This window comes from Dyella thiooxydans, from assembly GCF_001641285.1.
GTDB classification, from domain to species: domain Bacteria; phylum Pseudomonadota; class Gammaproteobacteria; order Xanthomonadales; family Rhodanobacteraceae; genus Dyella_A; species Dyella_A thiooxydans.
Genome location: NZ_CP014841.1, coordinates 1444741 through 1466699, shown reverse-complemented (window position 1 = coordinate 1466699; position 21959 = coordinate 1444741). Strand labels below are relative to the sequence as shown.

The following is a 21959-nucleotide window of genomic DNA, read 5'->3' as shown; positions in this document are numbered from 1 at the left end:
GTTGTCGATCACTACGGGCATCGACTGAAGGCGCTTCATGGCGCCTGCTGGGCGGCCGCCCGCCGCGTCCTTTCATGGTTCTCGAGCCACTCCGCGAAAGCATCGTGCCGCAGCGGCGGACAGAGCAGGTAACCCTGCATTCCATCGCAGCCAAGCGCGGCCAGCGTGGCGCGCTGGCTCTTGCTTTCCACGCCCTCGGCGATGGTGGTCATGCCCAGGCGATGGCCGACGTCGACGATGAAGCTGGCCAGTGGGCTGGGCGCTTCCGGACGCAGTCCGCAGATGAACGAGCGGTCGATCTTCAGCTCGTGCAGCGGCAGCTGGCTCAGATACGCGAGCGAGGAGTAGCCGGTGCCGAAGTCGTCCAGCGCCAGCCGGAAGCCGATGCCGGCCAGCGCGTACATCGTCTGCAGGGCCGACTCGAAGCCCTGCAGCAGCGCGCTCTCGGTCAGCTCCAGGGTGATCCGTCCCGGCTGCACGCCCGCTTCGCGAACCAGCCGTTCCATGGAGTCGACGAAGCCGGGATGGGAGAGCTGCCAGGGGCTGACGTTCACCGCCAGGTGCTCGCCGAAATCCACCCGCTGAGCGTCCCAGGTGCGGATGTGTTCGCAGGTCTGGCGGACCACCCACGCACCGAGGTCGTGGATCAGTCCGGTTTCCTCGGCGATCGGGATGAATACCTCGGGTGACACGTCTCCCAGCGTGGGGTGACGCCAGCGCAGCAGCGCCTCGGCACCCATCAGCTGGCCATTCATCCGCACCTGCGGCTGGAAATGCAGCTGGAACGAGTGCTCCTCGTCCAGGTGTTCGACCGCCGCGCGCAGGCCGCGCTCGAGCTCCAGCCGCTCGTCGGCAGCCACCTGCATGTCCGGCTCGAACAGCCGAACCGCATTGCGTCCGGCGGCCTTGGCCCGGTACAGGGCGATATCGGCGCGGCGGATGACGTCGTTTGGCTCGCCGTCGCGCCCGCCGAACAGCGCTACTCCGACGCTTGCGCCCACGGCCAGCACGCGACTGTCGACGCTGACCGGCGCGGCGAGCCGCATGCGTATCTGCTGCGCCACTGCTTCGATGTGGCTTGCCGCGTCGCTTTCCTCCGCCGACAACTGGCCGATGACCACCACGAACTCGTCGCCGCCGAGGCGCCCCAGCGCGGAGCCGGCCGGGACGGCTCCGAGCAGGCGATCGGCGACCGCTTCGAGCAGACGGTCGCCGACGTGGTGGCCGAGTGCGTCGTTGATCGTCTTGAAGTTGTCCAGGTCGATCACCATCGCGGCGCACGTGCCACGGTGCCGTCTCGCCTCGGCGGCCATCTCGGCCATCATGTCCATCACGCTGCGGCGGTTGGGCAGGCCGGTCAGCGGATCGTGGTAGGCCAGGTGGCGCAGGCTCAGTTCGGCCTGTTCCCGCGTCGCCGCCTCTTCCCGCAGGTGGCGTGTGGTCCGCTCCAGTTGCAGCGTGCGCTGGTGCAGCTGGCTGGCCATCGACAGGCCCATCAGCAACACGAACGGGAGGAACGAGAACGCATCCAGATAGGGGTAGGGCATGCCCATCAGGTCGATCACGATGTCGCCCCACAACAGCGCTGCGAACTGGGTCAGCAGGCACAGTCCGAGCAGCGTGGCCGGCAGGCGCTCGCCGCGGCGGAACTGCAGCGCGGTCATCAGCAGCGCCCAGGCGAAGGCCAGGTAGGTCAGCAGGTGGAAGGTCCAACCGACCGGTGACGGCACACCGTTGATCTTGGTGATCCATTCGCCCCAGGGCAGTTCGGCCGACTGCATGCCGCTGATGTGCGAATAGAACATCGTGCCGGGGGCGAACTGGTTGTAGGCGGCGAACGCAATAGCGGCCGCGGTGATCACAAGCAGTGCCCGCGTGCTGAGTGAGCGCTTGGTGTAGGCACCAACAAAGGTAAAAAAGAATGGGAATGACACCGCGGCCGAGGTGCACATCACTCTTAGCATCTGTACTGCGCGGGCCTGATCGTGCGCCAGACCGAACAGCGCATTGAAGAAGGACAGGCCGGCGATGCACAGGCACAGCATCGCGTAGGAGAGGTACAGGCGATCGCGTTGCTGGCGCAGGCCGATGATCAGGAACTGGATGCTGGAGGTGACCGCAATACAGGCAGTGGCCACGAGCGCAGCCGTGTAGTAGCCGAAGACGGCGTGACCTGCAGCCTCGACCATGCCCTAGAGCTTCCCGATTGTTACCATGTGGGCCTCCCCCCTGCAGTGCCACGATAACCGAAGCCCGCGACAAAAGCTGCGGCTCTTTTGCCGGACGGGCACCCGCGCTATCGGGCACGATACCGGGGAGGACGTCGGCCGGATGCCGTCGCTCCATCGAATGCAAATGAACGAATCCTGCCGCTCCGGGTCGAGTGGTTCGGGTCACAGCCAAAGGTCAAAGTCATGAGCAAGCGTTTCTCCGGTGGTGGCTGGGTATTCGCCGTCATCGCAGTGGTCCTGATCGCGTTCGCTGCCTGGTTCCTGGTGCAGCGTGCCCGCAAGGCCGATCAGGCCCGTCCGGCTCCGGTCGCGGCTGCCACGGCCCCGGTTCCGGCTCCGGCCAGCACGGCCCCGGCCATCGCGCATCCGATCGAACAGGCACAGACGGCCCCCGCCGCGGCCAGCACCGCGCCGCTGCCGGCGCTGGGCGACAGCGATGCCAGCGTGCTGCAGGGCCTGGCGGCGCTCGCGCCGGGCAGCGACGTCGGCGCCTGGCTGGTACACCAGTCGATCATCCCGCGCATCGTGGCCACGGTGGACGCGCTGCCCCGCCAGGACCTCAGCCCGTTCATCCTGCCAGTGCGCCCGGCCAAGGGCAGCCTGAAGACGCAGGACGCGAACGGCCAGAAGGTCGTCGACGCGGCGAACGCCGCGCGCTACGCGCCCTACGTCAAGGCGATGCAGGCGGTGGACAGCCAGGCGCTGGTGGACTGGTACGTGCACAGCTACCCGCTGTTCCAGCAGGCCTATCGTGAGCTGGGCTACCCGCATGCCTACTTCAACGACCGCCTGATCGCGGTGATCGACCACCTGCTGGCTTCGCCGGAGCCGACCGGCCCGCTGGCCGTGGTGCCGTACAAGGAAGGCTTCGCCTACGCCGATCCGTCGCTGCAATCGCTGTCGATCGGCCAGCGCACGATGGTGCGCATCGGCGCGGAGAACGAGGCGGCGGTAAAGGCCAAGCTGCGCGACCTGCGTGCGCGGCTGGTCGGCAGCGGCCTGCACAAGGGGACTGCTGCGCCGGCCGCCGCGACCACGGCACACTGACCGCCGCGGCCGGGACGTCCCTTCACCAGGGAATGTCCTGGCCGTCCCAGGCGATGAAGCGCCCGCTGTCGGCGGGCGTGGCGCTGGCGATGATCGCCAGCAACTGGCAGGCCGCCCGCGCCGGTTCGAACAGCTTCGCGGTCGGTACATTCTTCTGGAACGGCGCGGACAGGGCCGTGTCCACCGTGCCGGGATGCAGCAGCAGGCAGCAGCCCTGGCGGTTGCGGCGCGACCACTCGATCGCGAACGTTCTCATCAGCTGGTTCTGTGCCGCCTTCGAGGCGCGGTAGGCGTACCAGCCGCCGAGACGGTTGTCGCCGATCGAGCCGACCCGCGCCGACAGCGAGGCGAACACCGCCGGGCCGCGCTCCAGCAGCGGCAGCAGGGCGCGGGCCAGCAGCACCGGCGCGAACGCGTTGAGTGCGAACACCCGCTCCAGCGACTGCCGTCGCACCTCGCGTACGGACTTTTCCGGCTGCAGGCCATCGCCGTGCAGCACGCCCGCCGCGTTCACGACCAGCGCGAGTGACGGGTGGCGGGACGCCAGCGCGTCGGCCAGGGCGTCGAGCGCGGCTTCGTCGGTGAGGTCGACGTCTGCGCGGTGCAGCCGTCCGGGTGCAGCTTCGCCGAGGCGCGCCAGCTCGGCACTGCCGGAGGCGTGGCGGGCGACCGCGGTCACGCTGGACACCTGCGGGTGGGCAAGCAGCGCTTCAGTGATCGCCAGCCCGATGCCGCGGCTGGCGCCGGTCACCAGCACGTGGGCGGGGCCGTCGAGGCCGTGGATGAGCAGCGGGTGGTCAGGCATGGCGGCGGCTCGGGAAGAAACGCGTCGGGTACGCGGCCCGGCGCTACATCGGATGCTTGATGCCGCGTTTGAGCAGCCACGCGTTGACCGGGCAGGCGGTGGCGAAGCCCGCCAGCATCGCAATCTGCATCATGAGCCAGAACACCGGCCCGGCCTTGTCAAGCGTGCCGCCGAACAGGCCGAACGTGGCGATCGCCATCCAACCGTACATGCCCACCTGCCAGGACACCAGCGAGAGCGTGTCGGCCTTCAGCGCGGCCAGCAGGGCCTCTCGTGCGGACATCTCGCCCATCGGCCGGATCGTGAAGTACTGGAACGCGATGCCGATGACGAAGGCGAACACGAAGTCCAGCGTCCAGCCGGTCAGCAGCTCGCTGCCGAACAGGGTGAACGGCAGCGCCAGCAGCAGGCTCTCGGCGGTCAGGTCGCCCAGCGTGCAGCCGCTGCCGCAGTGGGTGGCGGCCAGCATCACGCTCTGCGCAAAGGGGCGCTCGCCGTGGTGGCCGTGGTCGCCGTGCCTCGGTGCGCGGCCGATCCTCGCGTAGGCCCACAGGCCCAGAGGTCCGGCGTACAGCGCGGTGATCGGCCACACCAGGTTCATGATCGCCATCGGCTGGCGGCGGCCCAGCGCGATGTCCAGGGCGATGAGCGCCGCGCAGGCCATGGCGACGACAAGCGAGACAAGGGCGAGGACGTGCAGCCACTCGGGCATCGGCAGGCTCCGTGCAAAACCCGAGCATGCCGCGATGCCCGTGGATGCCCGATCAAGCCATCGTCAATCCAGCGGGGCGGCCATCACCAGCTTGTCGACCGGATAGCCGCGTTGCGCGGCGCGCTCGCGGATGCCGCGGAACGTGCCCGCGTCCATGTGCGGCTCGCGCGACAGCACCCACAGATACTTGCGGCTGGGGCTGCCGACCACGGCCCAGCGGTAGTCCGGGTCCAGCTCCACCACCCAGTAATCCGCCCACACCATCGGCAGCCAGCCCAGCCAGGCCGGGGCGAAGCGCACCTTGAGGGCACCGGAACGGTCGTCCACGCGGCGTGCCACGCCGTCGGACGCGTCCATGCCCTTGGCGGTGCGACAGGCGTTGTGCACGTTGACGGTGCCGTCGGGCCGCTTCGTGTAGGTGGCGGTGATGGTGTCGATGCACTTGCGCTGGAAGAACATCGGCAGGTGCGCGATCTCATGCCACTGGCCCAGGTAGCGGTCCAGGTCGAGCTGCGGCACCGGGCGGTTGGGCAGAGGCTCCGCATGCACGCTCAGGCCGACACAGGCGAGGACGGCGAACACGGCGACTTTCAGGTGGCGAATCATCGTGGCGAACTCCAGGTTCCGGACGCTCCAGCGTTTCCAGAGGAGTGTCGGGGATCGGTGAATGACCGGTGAGAACAAGTGACAGCCGTTCATACGTCGGCTTGCCTGCCGGTGGATGCGGATGCATGATGCCTACCTTCCAATAGGTAGGTAAGCGATCATGCAGCTGCGTTCCGACTGGTCCCGGCGGGAGGTCGTCGATGCTTCCGCGCTGGAGTGGACGCCGTCGCCCGCCGCCGGCGTTGAGCGCAAGATGCTCGAGCGCGACGGCGACGAGGTGGCCAGCGCCACGTCCATCGTCCGCTACGCGCCCGGGTCGCGCTTCGACAACCACGTGCACGCGCTGGGCGAGGAGCTGTTCGTGCTGGAGGGCGAGTTCTGCGACGCGACCGGCCGCTACGGCCCTGGCAGATACATCCGCAACCCGCCCGGTTCCTCGCATGCGCCGTGGTCGGACACCGGCTGCGTGCTGTTCGTGAAGCTGCGCTATTTCGATCCGGACGACCTTGTCCGGGTGGTGGTGCACACGCGCGAGGAACCGTGGCTTCCCGGTCTGGTGCCGGGCCTGTCGGTGATGTCGCTGCACGACTTCCGCACCACACACACCGCGCTGGTGCGCTGGGCGCCGAACACGTATTTCAATCCCCACCGCCACTACGGCGGCGAGGAGATCCTGGTGGTGCAGGGCACGTTCGAGGACGAGCACGGCCGCTATCCGGTCGGCAGCTGGATCCGCAGCCCGCACCTGAGCCAGCACAAGCCGTTCAGCCGCGAGGGCTGCATCATCCTGGTCAAGACCGGGCACCTGATCACCGACGCCGAGGCCGCCGCGTGAGCGCAATGGCCGGGACCGCGACGCGGGTGTTGGATGTGGCCGAGGCGCTGATCCAGCAGCGTGGCTACGGCGGTTTTTCGTTCGACGATGTGGCGCAGGCGGTGGGCATCCGCAAGCCCAGCGTGCACCACCACTTCCGCACCAAGGCCGATCTCGTTGCCGCATTGGCGAAGCGCTACACCGAACGCTTCGAATCGGCGCTGGCGGCGATCGACGTGGCCCGCCGCGATCCGATGGCGCGGCTGAAGGCCTATGTGCGGCTGTTCGCCACCACCTATGCGCAGGACGGCCGCCTGTGCGTCTGCGGCATGCTCGGCGCCGAAGCCGATGCCCTGCCGGGCGAGGTCGCCGACGCGGTGGCCGGCTTCTTCCGGCTCAACCTCGACTGGCTCACCGCGGCCTTTCGCGACGCCCAGCAGAGCGGGCGAGTGGCCAGCGGCCAGCGGCCCGCCGCGCTGGCCGAGCTGATGCTGTCGGCGCTGGAGGGGGCGATGGTGGTGGGGCGGGGGAGTCGCTCCGGCGGCGGCCCTGCGGCGGTGGGCAAGAGTCTGCTGGCTGGCCTCGCGGCGTGATGCAACCCACGTGGTGCCACACCGGTAGGAGCGCACCCTGTGCGCAATGCCTTTCGTAACGTGACGAAGAGCATTCGCGCACAGGGTGCGCTCCTACCGGCGGCGTGGGTCGTCGCTCGCCTCACGAAAAAACGGCGACGGATCGCTCCGTCGCCGTCGATGACTTACTTCGCCTGCGGCAGCTGGATCAGCGGTACCGAGTTGCCGCCGGTGTACATCGGCAACTGGCCGTTCCACTTCTCCACCGCCGTCATGTGGATGACGTCGGGGTTGGCGCGCAGGGCGTCGCCCTTCATGCGGATCGCCTGCGCCTCGGCTTCGGCGATCGCCAGCTGGGCCTTCGCCTTGCCTTCGGCCATCGCCACTTCCTTGGCCGCCTCGGCCTGCGCCTGGGCGATCTCGTTCTTGCGCTGCTCGGCCATCTGCGTGGCCTGGATCTTGGCGTTGATCGACTGCACCACCGTCGCCGGCAGGCGCAGTTCGCCGATCCAGTAGATCTTCTCGATCACGATGCCGGTGGACGCCACCTCGTGGCTGATGTCGTCCTGCACGGACTGGATCAGCGAGGCCTTGCCGCGACCGTAGACCGACTCGATGCCGAGCACGCTGGCCTCCTTCACCAGCGCGTCGCGCACCATGTTGCGCAGGTAGATGTCGGTGATCTCGTTCACTCCCTTGCGGTACTTCTGGAAGATCGTGGTCACCTTGTCCGGGTTGATGTGGTAGGTGATGCCCACGTCCGCGTTCACCGACAGGCCCTCCACGGTCTGGAAGGTCAGCGACTCGTCGTTCGGCGAGCCTTCGGTGGGGCTGCGGGTCCAGGTGTAGTTCTGGGTGAAGGTGGGGAAGGTGTAGAGGTCGTAGCCCCAGCCCACCCAGTAGCGTCCCGGCGGCAGTTCCTTGAGCGAGCCCTTGCCGTCGCCGTACAGCTTGAATTTCACGCCGACGTTGCCGGCCGGCACCTTGCTGCACTGGGTCAGCGAGAGCGAGGCCAGGGCGAGCACGAGGATGCCCACGAACAGGCGGGCGGAGAAAATCGTCTTCATGTCACTTTCCTTGAGTGAAGGTGTGTCCAAACAGTCGCCACGCCCAGACGAGCAGGGCGACCAGCAAAGCCAGGCCAACGGTGACCGCCAACGTGCTGGCGGCGGACATCAGCCACGGGCCGAGCAGGCCCAGGTAAAGCGCCACGCAGGCGGCGAACAGCCACAAGCTGGCGCGGCGGTGACGCGGTTGCGGATCCATCGGTGTAACTCCCCTGGTGATGGGCGCGCGGGGCAGGGACTGGCTCGCGCGCGGTGACGCCGCCGGCGGCGGCAAGGCGCTGCGGCATGAATCGATGGCGGGCTCGCGGGAATGGACTGCAGGCGGTCCACCGGCGCGTCGGCACCGGAGCGGCATGCAAGCGGTTCGAGGGGCGGCCGTCGTCCGGATCAGGCGGGTTTTCGCCGGGGGACGCGACTCACGACGCGGAGTGGATCAACGCGTTGGAGGGACGTCGGTCAGCGTGGCAAACAGCCCGCTCGCAAAGATGGCCCAACGCGGATTGGAGGTGTTCATGGCCGTGTATGGAATCAGGGACTCGACCCGATGAATTTTACTCCCGCCCGTCGCGCGGGGAAAGAAAAATCGGTGGTGTTACGGAGTAACGCGAGGCTTGGCCATTCCGAGGAAAACGTGTTTCCAGCGCAGGGAATCCAGCCTCTTATCGCGTCGTGCCTTCTAGAGGAAGCGGGTCGTCTCTGTTGCGCCGATTCATCTGCTACCTTCGCCGCAGATGACCACGGAGAGGCCCCGTGTTTCCGCCCCAGACCAAGAACCTTCGCCGCCTGTACTGGCTACGTACCATCCTCTATGTCGCCATGACCGTGATCGGTCTGGTCGTGATCGGCGTCCACGCATGGAGGCATCGCTAGCGCGCCGATTCGCGATGCGGTGAGCGGAGCCGGCGTCGGTCGCACGGCTCCTATCCTGGTTGTCGATTCGGTCGAATCGCGGGACTTCTCAGTGCCCTGCCACTGCGTGAGGCACGTAGTGTTCTTCCAGTGCGGCGATTTCCTCGGTGGAAAGCTGCAGCGACAGCGCCGCGACGGCGTCGTCGAGGTGGTCCGGCTTCGAGGCGCCGATGATCGGCGCGGTGACGAAGGGTTTGCTGAGCATCCAAGCCAGCGCTACCTGCGCCTTCGGCACGCCGCGCCGTTCGGCGACGGTGGCCACGGCTTCGACCACGCGGCGGTCGGCGTCGGGCACCTTGTACAGCGTCTTGCCGAAGGCGTCGGTGCGGGTGCGCTCGGTCGCTTCGTCCCAGGCGCGGGTGAGGCGGCCGCGGGCGAGCGGGCTCCACGGGATCACCGCGACGCCCATGTCCTGGCAAAGCGGCATCATCTCGCGCTCCTCCTCGCGGTAGAGCAGGTTGTAGTGGTTCTGCATGCTGACGAAACGCGTCCAGCCGTGGCGCTCGGCCACGTGCTGCGCCTTGGCGAACTGCCACGCGTACATCGATGAGGCGCCGATGTAGCGCGCCTTGCCGGCCTTCACCACGTCGTGCAGCGCCTCCATGGTTTCCTCGATCGGCGTGGTCGGGTCCCAGCGGTGGATCTGGTACAGGTCCACATAGTCGGTGCCCAGCCGGCGCAGGCTGTGGTCGATCTCCGCCATGATCGCCTTGCGCGAGAGGCCCATCCCGTTCGGTCCTACGTGCATGCGCCCGTGTACCTTGGTCGCCAGCACGATGCGGTCGCGCTGGCCGTAGTCCTTCAGCACGCGGCCGACGAACTCCTCCGAGGTGCCGTCGGAGTAGACGTTGGCGGTGTCGAGGAAGTTGATGCCGGCGTCCAGCGCCTTGAGGATCAGCGGGCGGCTGCTCGCTTCGTCCAGCGTCCAGGCGTGGTTGCCGCGGGCGGATTCGCCGTAGGTCATGCAGCCGAGGCAGAGGCGGGAGACGTCCAGGCCGGTGCGGCCGAGTTTGCGGTATTCCATGGGGAGTGGAGCTCCGGTGGAAGGGGGATCTGGGGAGATTACTCCCCTCGATCTCCCCGACCGTCATTCCGGCGAAAGCCGGAATCCAGTGACTTTGCTTTGTCTTGTTTGAGCCTTGAGAGCGACGAGCCAAGAGCGGCTTCGTCCTCCTCCGGAGGCCGAGTCACTTTTCTCTGTGTGGCCAGAGAAAAGTAACCAAAAGAGAGGCCACCCCGCTTCCGCGCCTCCCGTGCCTGCGGCCCGGGAGGTCCGCGTCCGGGCTACGGGGTTTGTCGACAGTCCATCCATGGACTGACGCCAAACTGGCCGGCATCCCTGCCGGCCACCCTTCGGGCTGATCCTCCGCCCGGCCGCCGCTGCAGAGGGGAGGGAAGAGCGGCGCGCGGTTGCGCGCACGATAGGGCTCGATGTGCTGCGGGAATGTTTTGGCTCACCTCAACAGAGCGAATGCCGCCGTATTCTCCAGGCAAGGATGATTGCTGCGATGCCAAGCATCCACAGGATTCCAGCCGTGCTTTGCAGGAACTTCACGAAAAGCTCTGCCGAGAAAACAGGGTTGAAGGCGCCGAGGACGAAGATGTCTACCAGGTAGCCATAGACGAAGCTCCCCATGTCATGGCCGAGGACGAAGCAGGGGTGAACTGCGTTCTCCCCCAGATTGCAGCCGAGCCGACTCGCGCCTTCGATGACGATGAAGTTCCCCAGCAGAGGGATGGCCAACAGGACAAAGAACATGACGACCGGGACGACGATGCTCCACAGGAGCACGCGCAGGCGCTTCAGTACCGGATCCACGGACAGGCGGGCAGCTCGAGCGCGCGCTCTTTCGGTGGCTTCCAGCTTCGCGACGGCCTTCTCAATGGCGGCAGTTTCTGCAAGTTGCAGTTGCTCATCTGCTTTCTCGCGGGAGTAACCCCTGCTTTCGAGCACGTCCAGGAGCGCCGCGGCAGCTTCGGGCACGAGGCCGCCCTGTTTGTAACGGTGCAGCAGGAGGTTGGTCGGCATGGCATCGAATTGCTCGATGAAGCTCCTTCGCCTGGTGTCCATGGATTCTTCCCTGATTCGCGATGGCCCGCTGGGCGCTGACGCGTTGCCCTGCGTCATCGTCGATGCAACTGCCCGGCATTGTCCATGGGCTTCATTCCGAATGACACCGCTGCCTCTGCTGCCCCCCTTCTTGGCCTGGATGATTCAATGGAGAAGAGCAATTTCGTCCTCCTGCGGAGGCCGAGTCACTTCTCTTTGCTTGGCCAAAGAGAAGTAACCAAGAGAAAGGCCACCCCGCTTCCGCGCCTCGCCGGTCTATGACCGGCGAGGTTCGCAGGTGGGCTACGGGGTTTGTCGACAGGGCCTCCTGCCCTGACGCCAAACTGGCCGGCATCCATGCCGGCCACCCTTCGGGCTTTTCCTTCGCCCACCTGCCGCTGCAGAGGGGAGGGAAGTTCAAAGGCAGCGCGCTACGCGCCTCCCCGGGCTCGGCGATCGCTCACGCGATCACCATCGCCTTTGCGTTGTTGTCCGTGCGGATGCTGTTGCTGAGGCGGTGGTCGCTGTTATTGCCGCTGTTACCGCTCCCGCGGTTTGGTCGCCGTCATCGTCGCCGTTGCCGTTGCCGTTGCCGTTGCCGTTGCTGTCGCTTTGGCTTTGGCCGTTGCCCTTGCTTTTGATCCCCACCTCCCTTGTGAGGCAGTGAGTCGTGGACGATCAGGCCCGCAGGGGCATCGGCAGGGATGCCGATGCCTTTTCGCCAGTGCATGGATGCACTGTCGAAAAGCCCGGCCGCGGCTCACGGACTTGCCGGGCAGCATGCCCGGCAAGTGCCGAGGAGGGTCGCCTTCTCTTTGGTTACTTTCTCTTGGCGACCCAAGAGAAAGTGACTCGGGCGCCGACGGCGGACGAAAGCTTTTGTTCTTGGGGAGGGCGACCCTGCGCCTGCATTGCTCTCGACGCTGGCTTTTGTCAGTGGCCTCCGAAAGAACTTCGCTGACGATCGAGAGGTCCATCCATAACATATGGCATGGAGGGCCGGCGGTGCGCGGAGGGCAAGGGAAGCGTCAAAAGCTCGGGGTATCGCGTCACCGGATCGTCACGCTGGTCATCGTGATGGGGGGGCACCTGGTGCTTTGGTTGGTTGTGATACGACCGCTCACCGTCTGGCGAACTCCGGCGCAGGGCGACGGAAGGACGGGCTCGGTGCTGGAACTGCGCTTTGTTCGCAAGCCGCGCATCCGTCTGCGTGCGTCGGCCACGCCGCGTCATGGTCCATGGAACGCCGTACACGGTCGTCGTGATTCGCCTGAGCAGCGCCGGCCATCGCAAGTGATGCCCCCCGTTCCTGCTTCACGTCCAGTCGAGGCGCATGGTGCATCGGGCCGCATCGTGGTCCGCATCCCTGAACCCCAGGGCACCAACGATGCCGCGGATGACGGCGGCTTCGCGGCGCGCCTACACGCGGCGCAGCGTGCCGATGTGGTTCATGGGGTGCCGGGTTCGGATACGACCTACGCGCCGGGCATTCGTCTGACCGACCCGATGGATCAGGGCATCGGTGCCGTGATGCGCACGACCCAGCGCGCCTTTGGGATCACCAGCCGCCATTGCATCGATGTCGATGTCTGGAAGCACCTCACCCCGGGACAGCTCGCCGCGCGGCACATATCGCCGGCTGACGTGGCGAGTGCGGAAGCGAAATACCGCTGTGATTCGCCGCTGGGCCTCCATTTCTAGCCACCTGGGCTGGCGTGTATCCGATGCTGGCGGAATGCCGGCGTCGGGCGTGGAGGCAAGCCGGCTCAGTCGGCGACGTGCAACACCAGCTTCCCCCGATGACTCCCATCGAACAACCGGTTCAACACCACCGGTGCGTTCTCCAACCCCTCGGCCACCGTCTCCTCCGTCTTCAGCTTCCCCTCGCGAATCCACCCCGTGATGGCGTGCACCGCCTCCTTGGTCTTGGTGTAGTCGAGCACCAGGAACCCGCGCATGGTGAGGCGCTTCATGATGAAGGGGCTGAAATCGTCGCTGGGTTTCTCGCCGGAGTTGTAGCCGGCGATCAGGCCGCACAGGGCGACGCGGCCGCCGATATTCATGCGGCCGAGCACCGCCTTCATCACTTCGCCGCCGACGTTCTCGAAGTTGACGTGCACGCCGTCGGGGGTGGCCACCTTGAGCTGCTGCTTGAAGTCGGCGGCCTTGTAGTCGACGGCGGCGTCGAAGCCGAGTTCGTCGACCAGGTACCTGCACTTGTCGGCGCCGCCGGCGATGCCGATCACGCGTGCGCCCATGATCTTGCCGATCTGGCCGGCGATGGAGCCGACCGAACCGGCGGCGGCAGACACCACCAGGGTCTCGCCTGCCTGCACCGGGGCGATGTCGGTCATGCCGTAGTAGGCGGTGATGCCACTCATGCCGGCCGCACCGAGCAGGGTCGGCAGCGGGATGCCGGGATCGGCGGGTAGGCGCACGTAGCCGGGGGTGTCCTGGTGCAGCACGAGGTAGTCCTGCCAGCCAGTGATGCCCTGCACGAGGTCGCCTTCGGCGTAGCGCGGCGATCGCGAGGCGACCACGCGGCCGAGGCCGAGTGCGCGCATGGTCTCGCCGATCGCCACCGGCGGCAGGTACTGCGGGATGTCGCGCATCCACACGCGGTTGGTCGGGTCCATGGAGATGTAGAGCGTGCGCACGAGGACTTCGCCGTCCTTGAGTTCGGGGACTTCGGTCTCGACGAGGTCGAAGTTCTCGCGCTGGACCAGGCCTTCGGGGCGGGTCTTGAGGCGGAGCTGGCGGTTGGTGAGGGACATGGTGGGCCTCGCGATTTTCTGGAGTTTGAAAGTCACTGGATCCCGGCATTCGCCGGGATGACGAGTAGGCGGGTATTGGGTAAGGCGAGGAGTTGTTGCCCGCCCAAGACGTGGCAGAGCACACGCTCGTCATTCCAGCGCATGCTGGAGTCGCTGTTCAACGGCGAACGCCGGTCATCCAGCGTCTTGATGCGGGTACGAAGCGCGCGCATCACACCGCCGATGCCCCGCCATCCACGCGCAGCTCGGCGGCGGTGACGTAGCGGCTTTCGTCGGAGGCGAGGTAGAGCGCAGCGTAAGCCACATCGTCCGGTTCGCCGAGGCGGCGCATCGGGTTGCCGCGGGTGAGCTTGCGGATCGCTTCCTCCTCGCCGAGCTGCTGGAAGAACGGCTCGACAATGCCGGTGCGGATGAAGGCGGGGTGGATCGAGTTGCAGCGGATCGCCAGCTGCTGGCGCGCGCAGTCCACCGCCACCGACTTGCTCAGCGAGGCCACCGCGGCCTTGGAGGCGTTGTAGACGGTGTAGTCGGGGTCGACCTTGTACGCGGCCATCGACGAGATGTTGATGATCGAGCCAGGCTGACTCTGCTTCAGCCACGGCAGGGCGTACTTGCAGCCGAAGTAGACCGCTTCCACGTTCACGCCCATCACGCGCTGCCAGTCCTTGGTGGCGAGACTCTCGACGCCACCGAGGGCGCCGATGCCGGCGTTGTTCACCAGCACCGAGAGGCCGCCCATGGCCTGCGCGGCCTGTTCCAGCAGGGTCGGCCACAGCGCTTCGTCGCGCACGTTCTGCGCCGCGGACCAGGCTACGGTGTCATCGTGCTCGGCGTTGATCGCGGCGGCTTGCGCCCGGGCGCCGTCGCCGTCGATGTCGGCGAGGAAGACCTTGGCGCCGTGTCGGGCGAACAGCTTCGCCATGGCGCCGCCGAGGCCGCCGGCGCCGCCGGTGATGTAGGCGCGCTTGCCGGCGAGGCGGGCGGTATCAGCGAGGGTCATGGTCGCGTTCCCGGATCAGACGGAGAGGTAGCCGCCGTCGACGTTGAGCACGGCGCCGGTGGTGTAGGAGGAGGCGGCGCTGGCGAAGTACAGCGCGGCGCCGGCCATCTCGGAGGGCTGCGCCACGCGGCGCATCGGCACGTGTGCCATCGCCTGCTTGAGGATGGCGGGGGTGTTCACCAGCACCGAGGCGAACTTGGTGTCGGTGAGGCCGGGCAACAGCGCGTTGCAGCGCACGCCGGCCTCGGCGCATTCCACCGCGAAGGCCTTGGTCATCGAGATCACCGCGGCCTTGGTGATCGAGTAGATGCCCTGCTGGAAGCCGGGCACCACGCCGTTGACCGAGGCGACGTTGACGATCGATCCGCCGCTGTTCTTCGCCATGCGCTTCGCCGCGTGGGTGGACATGTAGAAGTAGCCGCGGATGTTCACGTCGACGGTCTTCTGGAAGATCGCCGGGTCGGTGTCGGTGATCGGGCCGAAATACGGGTTGGTGGCGGCGTTGTTGACCAGTATGTCGAGCCGGCCGTGGGCTGCGTCGATGGCCGCGTACAGCGCCTCGATCTGCGCCATCTCGCCGATGTGGCAGGCGATGGCCTCGGCCTTGCCGCCCTCGGCGACGATGCCGTCGACCACTGTCTGGCAGTCCTCGAGCTTGCGGCTGGAGACGATCACGTGCGCGCCCTGCGCCGCGAACAGGCGGGCGATCTCGGCGCCGATGCCGCGGCTGGCGCCGGTGACGAGGGCGATCTTGCCGGTGAGGTCGAACAGCTCGGTGGTCATGCAGGTGTCCTCGGAAAAATGCGGAAAGGTCAGCGATAGGTGAGCAGGCCGGCGGCGCCGGCCAGATGCGGCCAGGCGTTGTAGGTGACCATCTGCGGGCCGGCCCCGTTCACCCGCACGCGGCTCAGGCCGGTGTTGGCCAGCGGCCAGCTCAGCGCGAAGGTGTGCTCCGGCGGCGTGCCGAACAGCTGCGCGGCGATCACCGCGATCGGCCCGCCGGAAGTGACTATCCAGGTGTCGCCGTCCGCGTCACGGGCGCGGGCGGCGAGGGCAGTGAGTGCCTCCAGCACGCCGCGTCGGAACTGCGGCCAGCTGCGCGCGTACTCGTGGTCGTGCGCGCCGGCGGTCCAGCGGTCTACCGCGGCGACGAACATCTGCTGGAACGCGCGGTGCGGATCGGTCGATGCGCGCAGTTCGGCAGTGAACGCTTCGTGGCCGTCGAGGTCGGGACGGTGGCGGGCCAGCAGGTCGACGTGGTCCAGCTCGTCCAGCGCGGCGATGACCTCGATCGGGGTGTCGAGGCCGGCGCCGCGCAGGCAGTGCTCGGCGGTCTGCGCGTGGCGGCGCAGCGCACCACGCACCACGTGTGCGGGAGGCGCTTCGTGCGCAGCCAGCCACGCGCCGAGGCGCAATGACTGCTGCTCGCCCACGGGCGAGAGCCGGTCGTAGTCGGCCGCGCCGAAGCTGGCCTGGCCGTGACGGATCAGCAGCAGGTCACCCATGCTCAGAGGCCCGAGGCGGCGATGCGCCGGCGGCAGCGCTGGGCCAGGTATTTCGCCGCGTCGCCGAAGCCGGCGAACTGCGGGTTGCTGGTCTGTCCCAGCGCGAAGCGGCGGTAGATCTGCTGCACGATCACCTGCAGGCGGAACAGCCCGAACACCTCGTGGAAGTCGAAGTGCTCCACGTTCCAGCCGGTGCGCTCGCCGTAGTAGTCCACCACCTCGCGACGGGTCAGCATGCCCGGCGCGTGCGTGGGCTGGCGGCGGAACGATTGGAACACCGGGTCGTCGTCGGCCTGCACCCAGTAGGCCAGCGCGCCGCCGAGGTCCATCAGCGGGTCGCCGAGGGTGGTCATCTCCCAGTCCAGCACGCCGGTGATGGTGAGCGGGTCGGCCGGGTCCAGCACCACGTTGTCGAGGCGGTAGTCGTTGTGGATCACGCAGATCGCGGTCTCGCGCGGCGGCTGTTTCTCGGCCAGCCACGCCATCGCGTCCTCGCACGGGTCGCTGCCGTCGGTGAGCGCCTGGCGGTAGCGCTCGCTCCAGCCGGCGACCTGCCGCGCGATATAGCCCTCGCCCTTGCCGAGCGCGGCGATCGCCGGGTCGGTCGAGTCGACACGGTGCAGCTCGACCAGCCGGTCGATGAAGCCGGTGCACAGCGCGCGCACGCCAGCGGGGTCCAGGCCGAGGTCGGCCGGCAGCTCGCGGCGCAGGATCACCCCGGCCAGCCGTTCCATCACGTAGAAGTCGCAGCCGAGCACGTCGGCGTCGTGACAGGTGGCGAGGATGCGGGGCGCGTACGGGTAGTGCGGGCGCAGCGCGGTCATCACCTGCGCCTCGCGCAGCATGTCGTGCGCGGACTTCGCCTTGGCCCCGGGCGGCGGGCGGCGCAGCACCAGCTCGCGCCCGTCGTAGCGCAGCAGGTAGGTGAGGTTGGAGGCGCCGCCGGGGAACTGGCCAAGCTCGGGCGTGCCGGTGAGGCCTTCGATGCGCTCCTTGAGGAAGGCGTCGACGCGGGCGAGGTCGAAGGCGTCCTCGGCGCGCACCGGGCGCGGCTGGTCGATGGCGGCGCTCATCGGGCGTCTCCGTGTTGCTGCTGGGCCTTGAGTTCGAGCTTGGCGACCACGGCGCGGTGCACTTCGTCCGGGCCGTCGGCGAGCCGCAGCACGCGGGCATACGCGTACAGCGCGGCCAGCGGGAAGTCGTCGGAAAGACCGGCGCCGCCGTGGATCTGGATCGCCGCGCCGATCACCCGCTGCGCCACGTTCGGCACCACCACCTTGATCTGCGAGACCAGGCTCAGCGCGGCCTTGGGGCCAGCGGTGTCGAGCGTCCAGGCCGCTTTCAGCGTGAGCAGCCGGGCCTGTTCGATCGCCATGCGCAGCTCGGCGATGCGCTCGCCGTTGCCGCCCAGCTCGGCCAGCGGCTTGCCGAAGGCGACCCGTTCGCGGGCGCGGCGGCAGAGCAGGGCGAGCGCGCGTTCCGCTGCGCCGATCGCCCGCATGCAGTGGTGCACGCGGCCGGGGCCCAGCCGTCCCTGCGCAATCTCGAAGCCGCGGCCGGGACCGAGCAGGATGTTCGACGCAGGCACGCGCACGTTGTCGAAACGCACCTGGCCATGGCCGCCCGGCTCGTCGTAGTCGTGGAACACGGTGAGCATGCGCTCGACGGTGACGCCCGGCGCATCCAGCGGGCACAGCACCATCGAGTGGCGCGCGTGCGGCGGCGCGTGAGGATCGGTCAGGCCCATGAAGATCAGCACCCGGCAGTGCGGATGGCCGATGCCGGTGGACCACCACTTGTGGCCGTCGAGCACCACCTCGTCGCCGTCCAGCGTGGCGGTGGCGCGCATGTTGGTGGCGTCGGAGGAAGCGACCTCCGGCTCGGTCATGCAGAACGCCGAGCGGATCGATCCGCCCAGCAGAGGCTTAAGCCACTGTGCCTGCTGCGCCGGCGTGCCGTAGCGAGCCAGCACTTCCATGTTGCCGCTGTCCGGCGCGTTGCAGTTGAACACCTCCGGCGCGATGAAGCTGTGCCCCATGCGCTCGGCCAGCGGCGCGTAGTCCGCGTTGGACAGGCCGGCGCCGTGCTCGCCGTCGGGCAGGAACAGATTCCACAGGCCTTCGGCCCGCGCCTGGCTTTTCAGCGTTTCCATGATCGGCGGCTGGCGCCAGCGGGTGTGGTCGGCGCCGCCGGCGAGCTGGCTGGCATAGACCGGTTCGGCCGGGATCACCTTCTCGCGCATGAAGCGGTCGAGGCGGTCGAGCAGTTCGCGACTGCGGCTGGAGTGCGAGAAATCCACGGTGGCGGCTCCTGGTGACTGGTGGAGCGTACGCCGGCGTATCGAATCATTGAAATGCATGTGCCTTATGCCGGGTCATCGCCAGCATTGATATGCTCGGCGCACCTCCGCACGGATCGCCCGCATGCCCGCCCGCCGCATCGACCTCAACCTGTTCCGCGTGCTCGATGCGATCCACGTGCACGGCGGGATCAGCGCCGCGGCGCGCGCGCTGCACCTGACCCAGCCGGCGGTGACGCATTCGCTCAACCGCCTGCGCGAGCACTTCGGCGATCCGCTGTTCGTCCGCCAGGGCAACCGCGTGGTGCCGACCGAGCGCACGCTGCGGGTGATCGGCGACGTGCAGCAGCACCTGCGCGGCCTGCAGGCCAGCGTGCAGCGCGAGCTGCCGTTCGTGCCGGGGACGCTGGAGATGACCTTCACCATCGGCTGTCGCGACGTGCTCGAGTCGATCGCCCTGCCGCCGCTCGTGCGGCGGCTGGCGGAGAAGGCGCCGGGTGTGCGGCTGGTGAGCCGCCGCGTGACGGCGGGCGAGCTGGAGCGTGACCTGCTCGCCGGCACGCTGGATCTGGCCGTGGATCGCCGTCAGCGCGTCGGCGCGCGGATCGCCAGCGAGCCGGTGATCGACGAACCGTTGGGGGTGGCGATGCGCCGCGACCATCCGCTGGCGAAATACCCGCTGCGCCGACCCGACTACCTCGCCGCCAGCCACGTGGCGGTGTCGCCGCTGGGCGAGCCGGCGGCACTGGACGTGCTGCTGCATCAGGACGGTCGCGACCGCGACGTGCGCCTGACCTGCCAGCACTATTTCGCCGCCTGCCAGGTGGTGGCGGCGAGCGACCTGCTGCTGACCCTGCCGGCCGGCTACGCGCAGAGCCTGGCCGCGATGCTGCCGCTGGTGGTGCAAGCGCTGCCGCTCAAGCTCAAGCCGGTGCCGATCCATGCCTACTGGTCGGCCGCGCGGACCGACGAAGCCGGTCACGCCTGGTTGCGCGGCGAGATCATGGCGGCGATACGGGCTGCCTCGGCGGCGTTGCCGGGCGGGCGCTGAGAGCGAGGCTAGCGGCGCGCCGCCTTGCGTGCCGGAGAAGCGGTCTTGTCGACGGCTTTCCTGGCTGCCTTGCGCTTGCGTGCGGCCGGCTTGGCGGGACGGGCGGCATCCATGCGATAGACGTTGTGGATGTCCGAAGCGGTCATTTCTCGGGTAGGCGAAGACATGGCGGACCTGCGGTCGGAGGCTCCCGGTCGGGAGCGCGTCGGTGCGGTTGGGCCTCGACCGGGCCCGGAACGTGTGCCTCCATCGACAGCGATGGGCCCGGGCAGCGCCCCTCGACGATGCTCCGCTCCGCGTTACGCGAACGTAACGTTCAAGGCCGGCATTGCGCTGCTAACCTGCCGGGCCCGGTCCCGGCGACCACTGCGTCCTTGCCCATGCCTTCGCCGCAAGACAGCCTGTTCGACCCGGTGCAGGCACCCATGCCACGCCATCGCCTGTTCTTCGCACTGGTCCCTTCGGAGGCCGCACGGGCGCGGCTTGCCGAGGTCGCCGCCTCGCTGCGCGCGCAACGTGCACTGACGGGACGCTGGGTGCAGCCGGCGCGATACCACCTGACGCTGGCCTTCCTTGGCGACCACGTGACCCTCGGCGACGCGCTGCTCGCTTCGGCGCGTGCGGCGGGTCAAGCTGCCGCCGCGCAAGCGTCGCCGTTCGTCTGGATGGCCGATCGCATCGACAGCTTCCGCGGTCGCCAGCCGCCCTGCGTGCTGCGAGGTGGATCGGATGTCCGTGCGCTGCTGGAACTGTGGAGTGGTCTGCGGCGTGAGCTGGTACGCCGTGCCCTGGACGGCCACATGGTTCGCAGCTTCGTGCCGCATGTGACCCTGGCCTACGCCGAGCGCGCATTGCCGGCACCGGTCATGCTCGAGGGAGGCGTGGAGTGGCCGGTCGATGCGCTCGAGTTGCTGCACGGTGAGGTCGGTCATCGTGACTACCGGACGCTCGGTCGCTGGCGGCTGGGAGGCTAGTCGTCGATGGCCGCCATGCGGTTGCGGCCGTTTCGCTTGGCCTGGTACAGGGCGCTGTCGGCCTGGGCCACCAGCAGGTCCAGCGGGCGCAGTCCGGCCATGCTGCTGGATACCCCGACGCTGATCGTGACGACGCCGTGCGGGCTGCCGGAATTCTCGATCGCCAGCGCCTCGACGGTCTGGCGCAGCCGCTCGGCGACCACCAGCCCGGCCTGCAGCGGAGCCCCGGTCATCACCACCGCGAACTCCTCGCCACCGTAACGGCCCAGCATGTCGCCCGGTCGCCCCAGCACCTGCCGCAGCGCTTCGGCGATCTTCTTCAGGCAGGCATCCCCGGCCGGGTGGCCGTAGGTATCGTTGAGCTGCTTGAAGTAGTCGATGTCGATCATCAGCAGGGTGATGCGGTCACGGATCACCCCGGGCCGGTACCAGGCACGCTCCAGCGCCTCGTCCAGTGCGCGCCGGTTCGGCAGGCCGGTGAGGCTGTCGGTGTGCGCCATCGTTGCCAGCTCGTCGCTCTGCCGGCGCAGTCCTTCCTCGTTCTTGATGTGCTGGACCTGGGTGAGCGTATTGCGGGCGCCGTAGCCCAGCACGGCCACCACGATGCCGGTCACGCCTGCGTAGAAGCGCTCCTGCAGCACCACGATCGCAAGGGCGAGCAGCGCCAGCGCCATCAACAGCGGACTGCCACTGCGGACCATGCGGACGAGGGCCGGCGACGGCCGTCGCGGTGTCCGCGCGCGCTCGCGCCAGGCGGTCAGTGCGAAGGCCAGGAAAGGGACGTCGACCAGCGGGTCGCGCAGCGAGCCGAAGTCGGGATGGTCGCCCAGCGCCACGAAGTGGTTGTAGTAGGCGGTGGTCACCGTATAGAGGCCGGCGAAGGTGACCACCGCCCGGTAGAACTGGAATTCGTGCCTACGGTCGCTGGCGCTGAAGCGGATGGCCGAGGCGAGCAGCACGAACAGGTTCTCGGCATCGAGCATGCGGGCCATGTATTCGGCCTGCTCGCGGCTGCCGGCGCCATGCAGGGTCACCACGCTGAACACGTGCACGTAGAACAGGTAGCCCAGTGCCAGGGCGAGCATGGCATCGATGCTCCGCACCAGCGGGGACTCGCCCTCCACATAAGGTGCCGAGATGGCCAGCACGATCGGCACCCCGTACAACACGAACAGCAGCGTGCTGTCGCCCGGGGCCGCGTTCGCGTTGTCCAGGAACAGGTCCTGTCGCAGGCTTGCCGCCATGCCCAGCGCCCACGACACCATGCCCAGCGCCATCAGCAGCCAGCCACGTCCGGCGCGCCATCCACCGCGCAGGCCCTGACGCAGGGCTGCGGCGGCCGCGATCAGGGGCGCGGCCAGCAGGAAGGCGTAGGACACCTGCATGGCATAGGCAGGCAGGAAAAAGATCGCCGACGCATGCAGGAGGACGAAAACGCATGCGAACAGCAAGGTCATCGGCGGCATCCTTGGTCGTGACGGCGGTCCGGGCGGGACACAGCACTAGTACTACTTGGAGCGGGGCGCGGCAACAGGTGGTGCAG

Annotated in this window: 22 protein-coding genes; 6 read left to right on the top strand and 16 right to left on the bottom strand. The window is 68.1% G+C overall.

What is annotated here, in order from left to right; translation table 11 throughout:
• Positions 1-35: 35 nt before the first annotated feature.
• Positions 36-2189: a putative bifunctional diguanylate cyclase/phosphodiesterase gene (locus tag ATSB10_RS06750; protein ID WP_063671506.1), complete on the bottom strand. Its 2154-nt coding sequence runs from the start codon at positions 2187-2189 to the stop codon at positions 36-38.
• A gap of 225 nt (positions 2190-2414) precedes the next feature.
• Here ATSB10_RS06750 and ATSB10_RS06745 point away from each other — a divergent pair, with 225 nt between their 5' ends.
• Complete coding sequence (locus ATSB10_RS06745) at positions 2415-3278, top strand: DUF3014 domain-containing protein (protein WP_063671504.1); 864 nt, start codon at positions 2415-2417, stop codon at positions 3276-3278.
• A 22-nt stretch (positions 3279-3300) separates the two neighbouring features.
• Here ATSB10_RS06745 and ATSB10_RS06740 read toward each other — a convergent pair whose 3' ends face one another.
• The 3 genes from ATSB10_RS06740 to ATSB10_RS06730 form a co-directional block, all read right to left on the bottom strand.
• Positions 3301-4083 (bottom strand): SDR family NAD(P)-dependent oxidoreductase, encoded by a 783-nt coding sequence (locus ATSB10_RS06740; RefSeq protein ID WP_063671502.1) that lies wholly within the window; start codon positions 4081-4083, stop codon positions 3301-3303.
• A 43-nt stretch (positions 4084-4126) separates the two neighbouring features.
• Positions 4127-4795, bottom strand: a complete 669-nt coding sequence (locus ATSB10_RS06735) for a DUF4396 domain-containing protein (protein WP_063671500.1) — start codon at positions 4793-4795, stop codon at positions 4127-4129.
• A gap of 63 nt (positions 4796-4858) precedes the next feature.
• Positions 4859-5401: a lipocalin family protein gene (locus ATSB10_RS06730; RefSeq protein WP_063671498.1), complete on the bottom strand. Its 543-nt coding sequence runs from the start codon at positions 5399-5401 to the stop codon at positions 4859-4861.
• Positions 5402-5561: 160 nt separating this feature from the next.
• Here ATSB10_RS06730 and ATSB10_RS06725 point away from each other — a divergent pair, with 160 nt between their 5' ends.
• Together ATSB10_RS06725 and ATSB10_RS06720 are read left to right on the top strand one after the other, a co-directional pair.
• Positions 5562-6236 (top strand): cupin domain-containing protein, encoded by a 675-nt coding sequence (locus ATSB10_RS06725; RefSeq protein ID WP_063671496.1) that lies wholly within the window; start codon positions 5562-5564, stop codon positions 6234-6236.
• A 5-nt stretch (positions 6237-6241) separates the two neighbouring features.
• A complete protein-coding gene (locus tag ATSB10_RS06720) occupies positions 6242-6808 on the top strand; it encodes a TetR/AcrR family transcriptional regulator (protein WP_063671494.1) in 567 nt (188 codons plus the stop codon).
• Between the two features lie 164 nt (positions 6809-6972).
• Here ATSB10_RS06720 and ATSB10_RS06715 read toward each other — a convergent pair whose 3' ends face one another.
• The 4 genes from ATSB10_RS06715 to ATSB10_RS06700 all read right to left on the bottom strand — a co-directional run bounded on the left by ATSB10_RS06715 (position 6973) and on the right by ATSB10_RS06700 (position 10834).
• Positions 6973-7854 (bottom strand): SPFH domain-containing protein, encoded by an 882-nt coding sequence (locus tag ATSB10_RS06715; protein ID WP_063671492.1) that lies wholly within the window; start codon positions 7852-7854, stop codon positions 6973-6975.
• A gap of 1 nt (position 7855) precedes the next feature.
• Positions 7856-8053, bottom strand: a complete 198-nt coding sequence (locus ATSB10_RS06710; protein WP_063671491.1) for a hypothetical protein — start codon at positions 8051-8053, stop codon at positions 7856-7858.
• 759 nt (positions 8054-8812) lie between these two features.
• Positions 8813-9787 carry an aldo/keto reductase gene (locus ATSB10_RS06705; RefSeq protein ID WP_063671489.1) on the bottom strand — a complete coding sequence of 325 codons (975 nt, stop codon included), beginning with the start codon at positions 9785-9787 and terminating at the stop codon, positions 8813-8815.
• A gap of 435 nt (positions 9788-10222) precedes the next feature.
• Positions 10223-10834 carry a hypothetical protein gene (locus ATSB10_RS06700; protein ID WP_063671487.1) on the bottom strand — a complete coding sequence of 204 codons (612 nt, stop codon included), beginning with the start codon at positions 10832-10834 and terminating at the stop codon, positions 10223-10225.
• A 1146-nt stretch (positions 10835-11980) separates the two neighbouring features.
• On the opposite strand from ATSB10_RS06700, the gene ATSB10_RS06695 reads away from it, so the two are divergent.
• Positions 11981-12514: a hypothetical protein gene (locus tag ATSB10_RS06695; RefSeq protein ID WP_157469128.1), complete on the top strand. Its 534-nt coding sequence runs from the start codon at positions 11981-11983 to the stop codon at positions 12512-12514.
• Positions 12515-12579: 65 nt separating this feature from the next.
• Here the strand turns inward: ATSB10_RS06695 and ATSB10_RS06690 are convergent, their stop codons facing one another.
• The 6 genes from ATSB10_RS06690 to ATSB10_RS06660 form a co-directional block, all read right to left on the bottom strand.
• Complete coding sequence (locus tag ATSB10_RS06690) at positions 12580-13587, bottom strand: NADP-dependent oxidoreductase (RefSeq protein ID WP_063671483.1); 1008 nt, start codon at positions 13585-13587, stop codon at positions 12580-12582.
• A gap of 211 nt (positions 13588-13798) precedes the next feature.
• Positions 13799-14587: an SDR family oxidoreductase gene (locus tag ATSB10_RS06680; RefSeq protein WP_063671479.1), complete on the bottom strand. Its 789-nt coding sequence runs from the start codon at positions 14585-14587 to the stop codon at positions 13799-13801.
• A 15-nt stretch (positions 14588-14602) separates the two neighbouring features.
• The gene (locus tag ATSB10_RS06675) at positions 14603-15370 is read right to left on the bottom strand and encodes an SDR family oxidoreductase (protein ID WP_063671477.1); all 768 of its coding nucleotides are present in this window, start codon (positions 15368-15370) and stop codon (positions 14603-14605) included.
• A gap of 29 nt (positions 15371-15399) precedes the next feature.
• Positions 15400-16092 (bottom strand): histidine phosphatase family protein, encoded by a 693-nt coding sequence (locus tag ATSB10_RS06670; protein WP_063671475.1) that lies wholly within the window; start codon positions 16090-16092, stop codon positions 15400-15402.
• A 2-nt stretch (positions 16093-16094) separates the two neighbouring features.
• Positions 16095-17165, bottom strand: a complete 1071-nt coding sequence (locus ATSB10_RS06665; RefSeq protein WP_063671473.1) for a phosphotransferase family protein — start codon at positions 17163-17165, stop codon at positions 16095-16097.
• The gene (locus ATSB10_RS06660) at positions 17162-18391 is read right to left on the bottom strand and encodes an acyl-CoA dehydrogenase family protein (RefSeq protein WP_063671471.1); all 1230 of its coding nucleotides are present in this window, start codon (positions 18389-18391) and stop codon (positions 17162-17164) included. The genes ATSB10_RS06665 and ATSB10_RS06660 overlap by 4 nt, the downstream gene beginning before the upstream one ends.
• Before the next feature lie 124 nt (positions 18392-18515).
• Between ATSB10_RS06660 and ATSB10_RS06655 the strand changes: the two genes are divergently transcribed.
• Positions 18516-19442, top strand: coding sequence for a LysR family transcriptional regulator (locus tag ATSB10_RS06655; RefSeq protein WP_063671469.1), 927 nt, complete (start codon positions 18516-18518; stop codon positions 19440-19442).
• A gap of 8 nt (positions 19443-19450) precedes the next feature.
• Here the strand turns inward: ATSB10_RS06655 and ATSB10_RS19305 are convergent, their stop codons facing one another.
• Complete coding sequence (locus tag ATSB10_RS19305; RefSeq protein WP_157469126.1) at positions 19451-19609, bottom strand: hypothetical protein; 159 nt, start codon at positions 19607-19609, stop codon at positions 19451-19453.
• Between the two features lie 213 nt (positions 19610-19822).
• On the opposite strand from ATSB10_RS19305, the gene ATSB10_RS06650 reads away from it, so the two are divergent.
• Entirely contained in the window at positions 19823-20416 is a 594-nt protein-coding gene (locus ATSB10_RS06650) for a 2'-5' RNA ligase family protein (RefSeq protein WP_169816703.1), read from the top strand.
• Here ATSB10_RS06650 and ATSB10_RS06645 read toward each other — a convergent pair.
• Entirely contained in the window at positions 20413-21873 is a 1461-nt protein-coding gene (locus tag ATSB10_RS06645; protein ID WP_063671467.1) for a GGDEF domain-containing protein, read from the bottom strand. The two genes, ATSB10_RS06650 and ATSB10_RS06645, sit on opposite strands and share 4 nt — an antisense overlap.
• Positions 21874-21959: the final 86 nt, after the last annotated feature.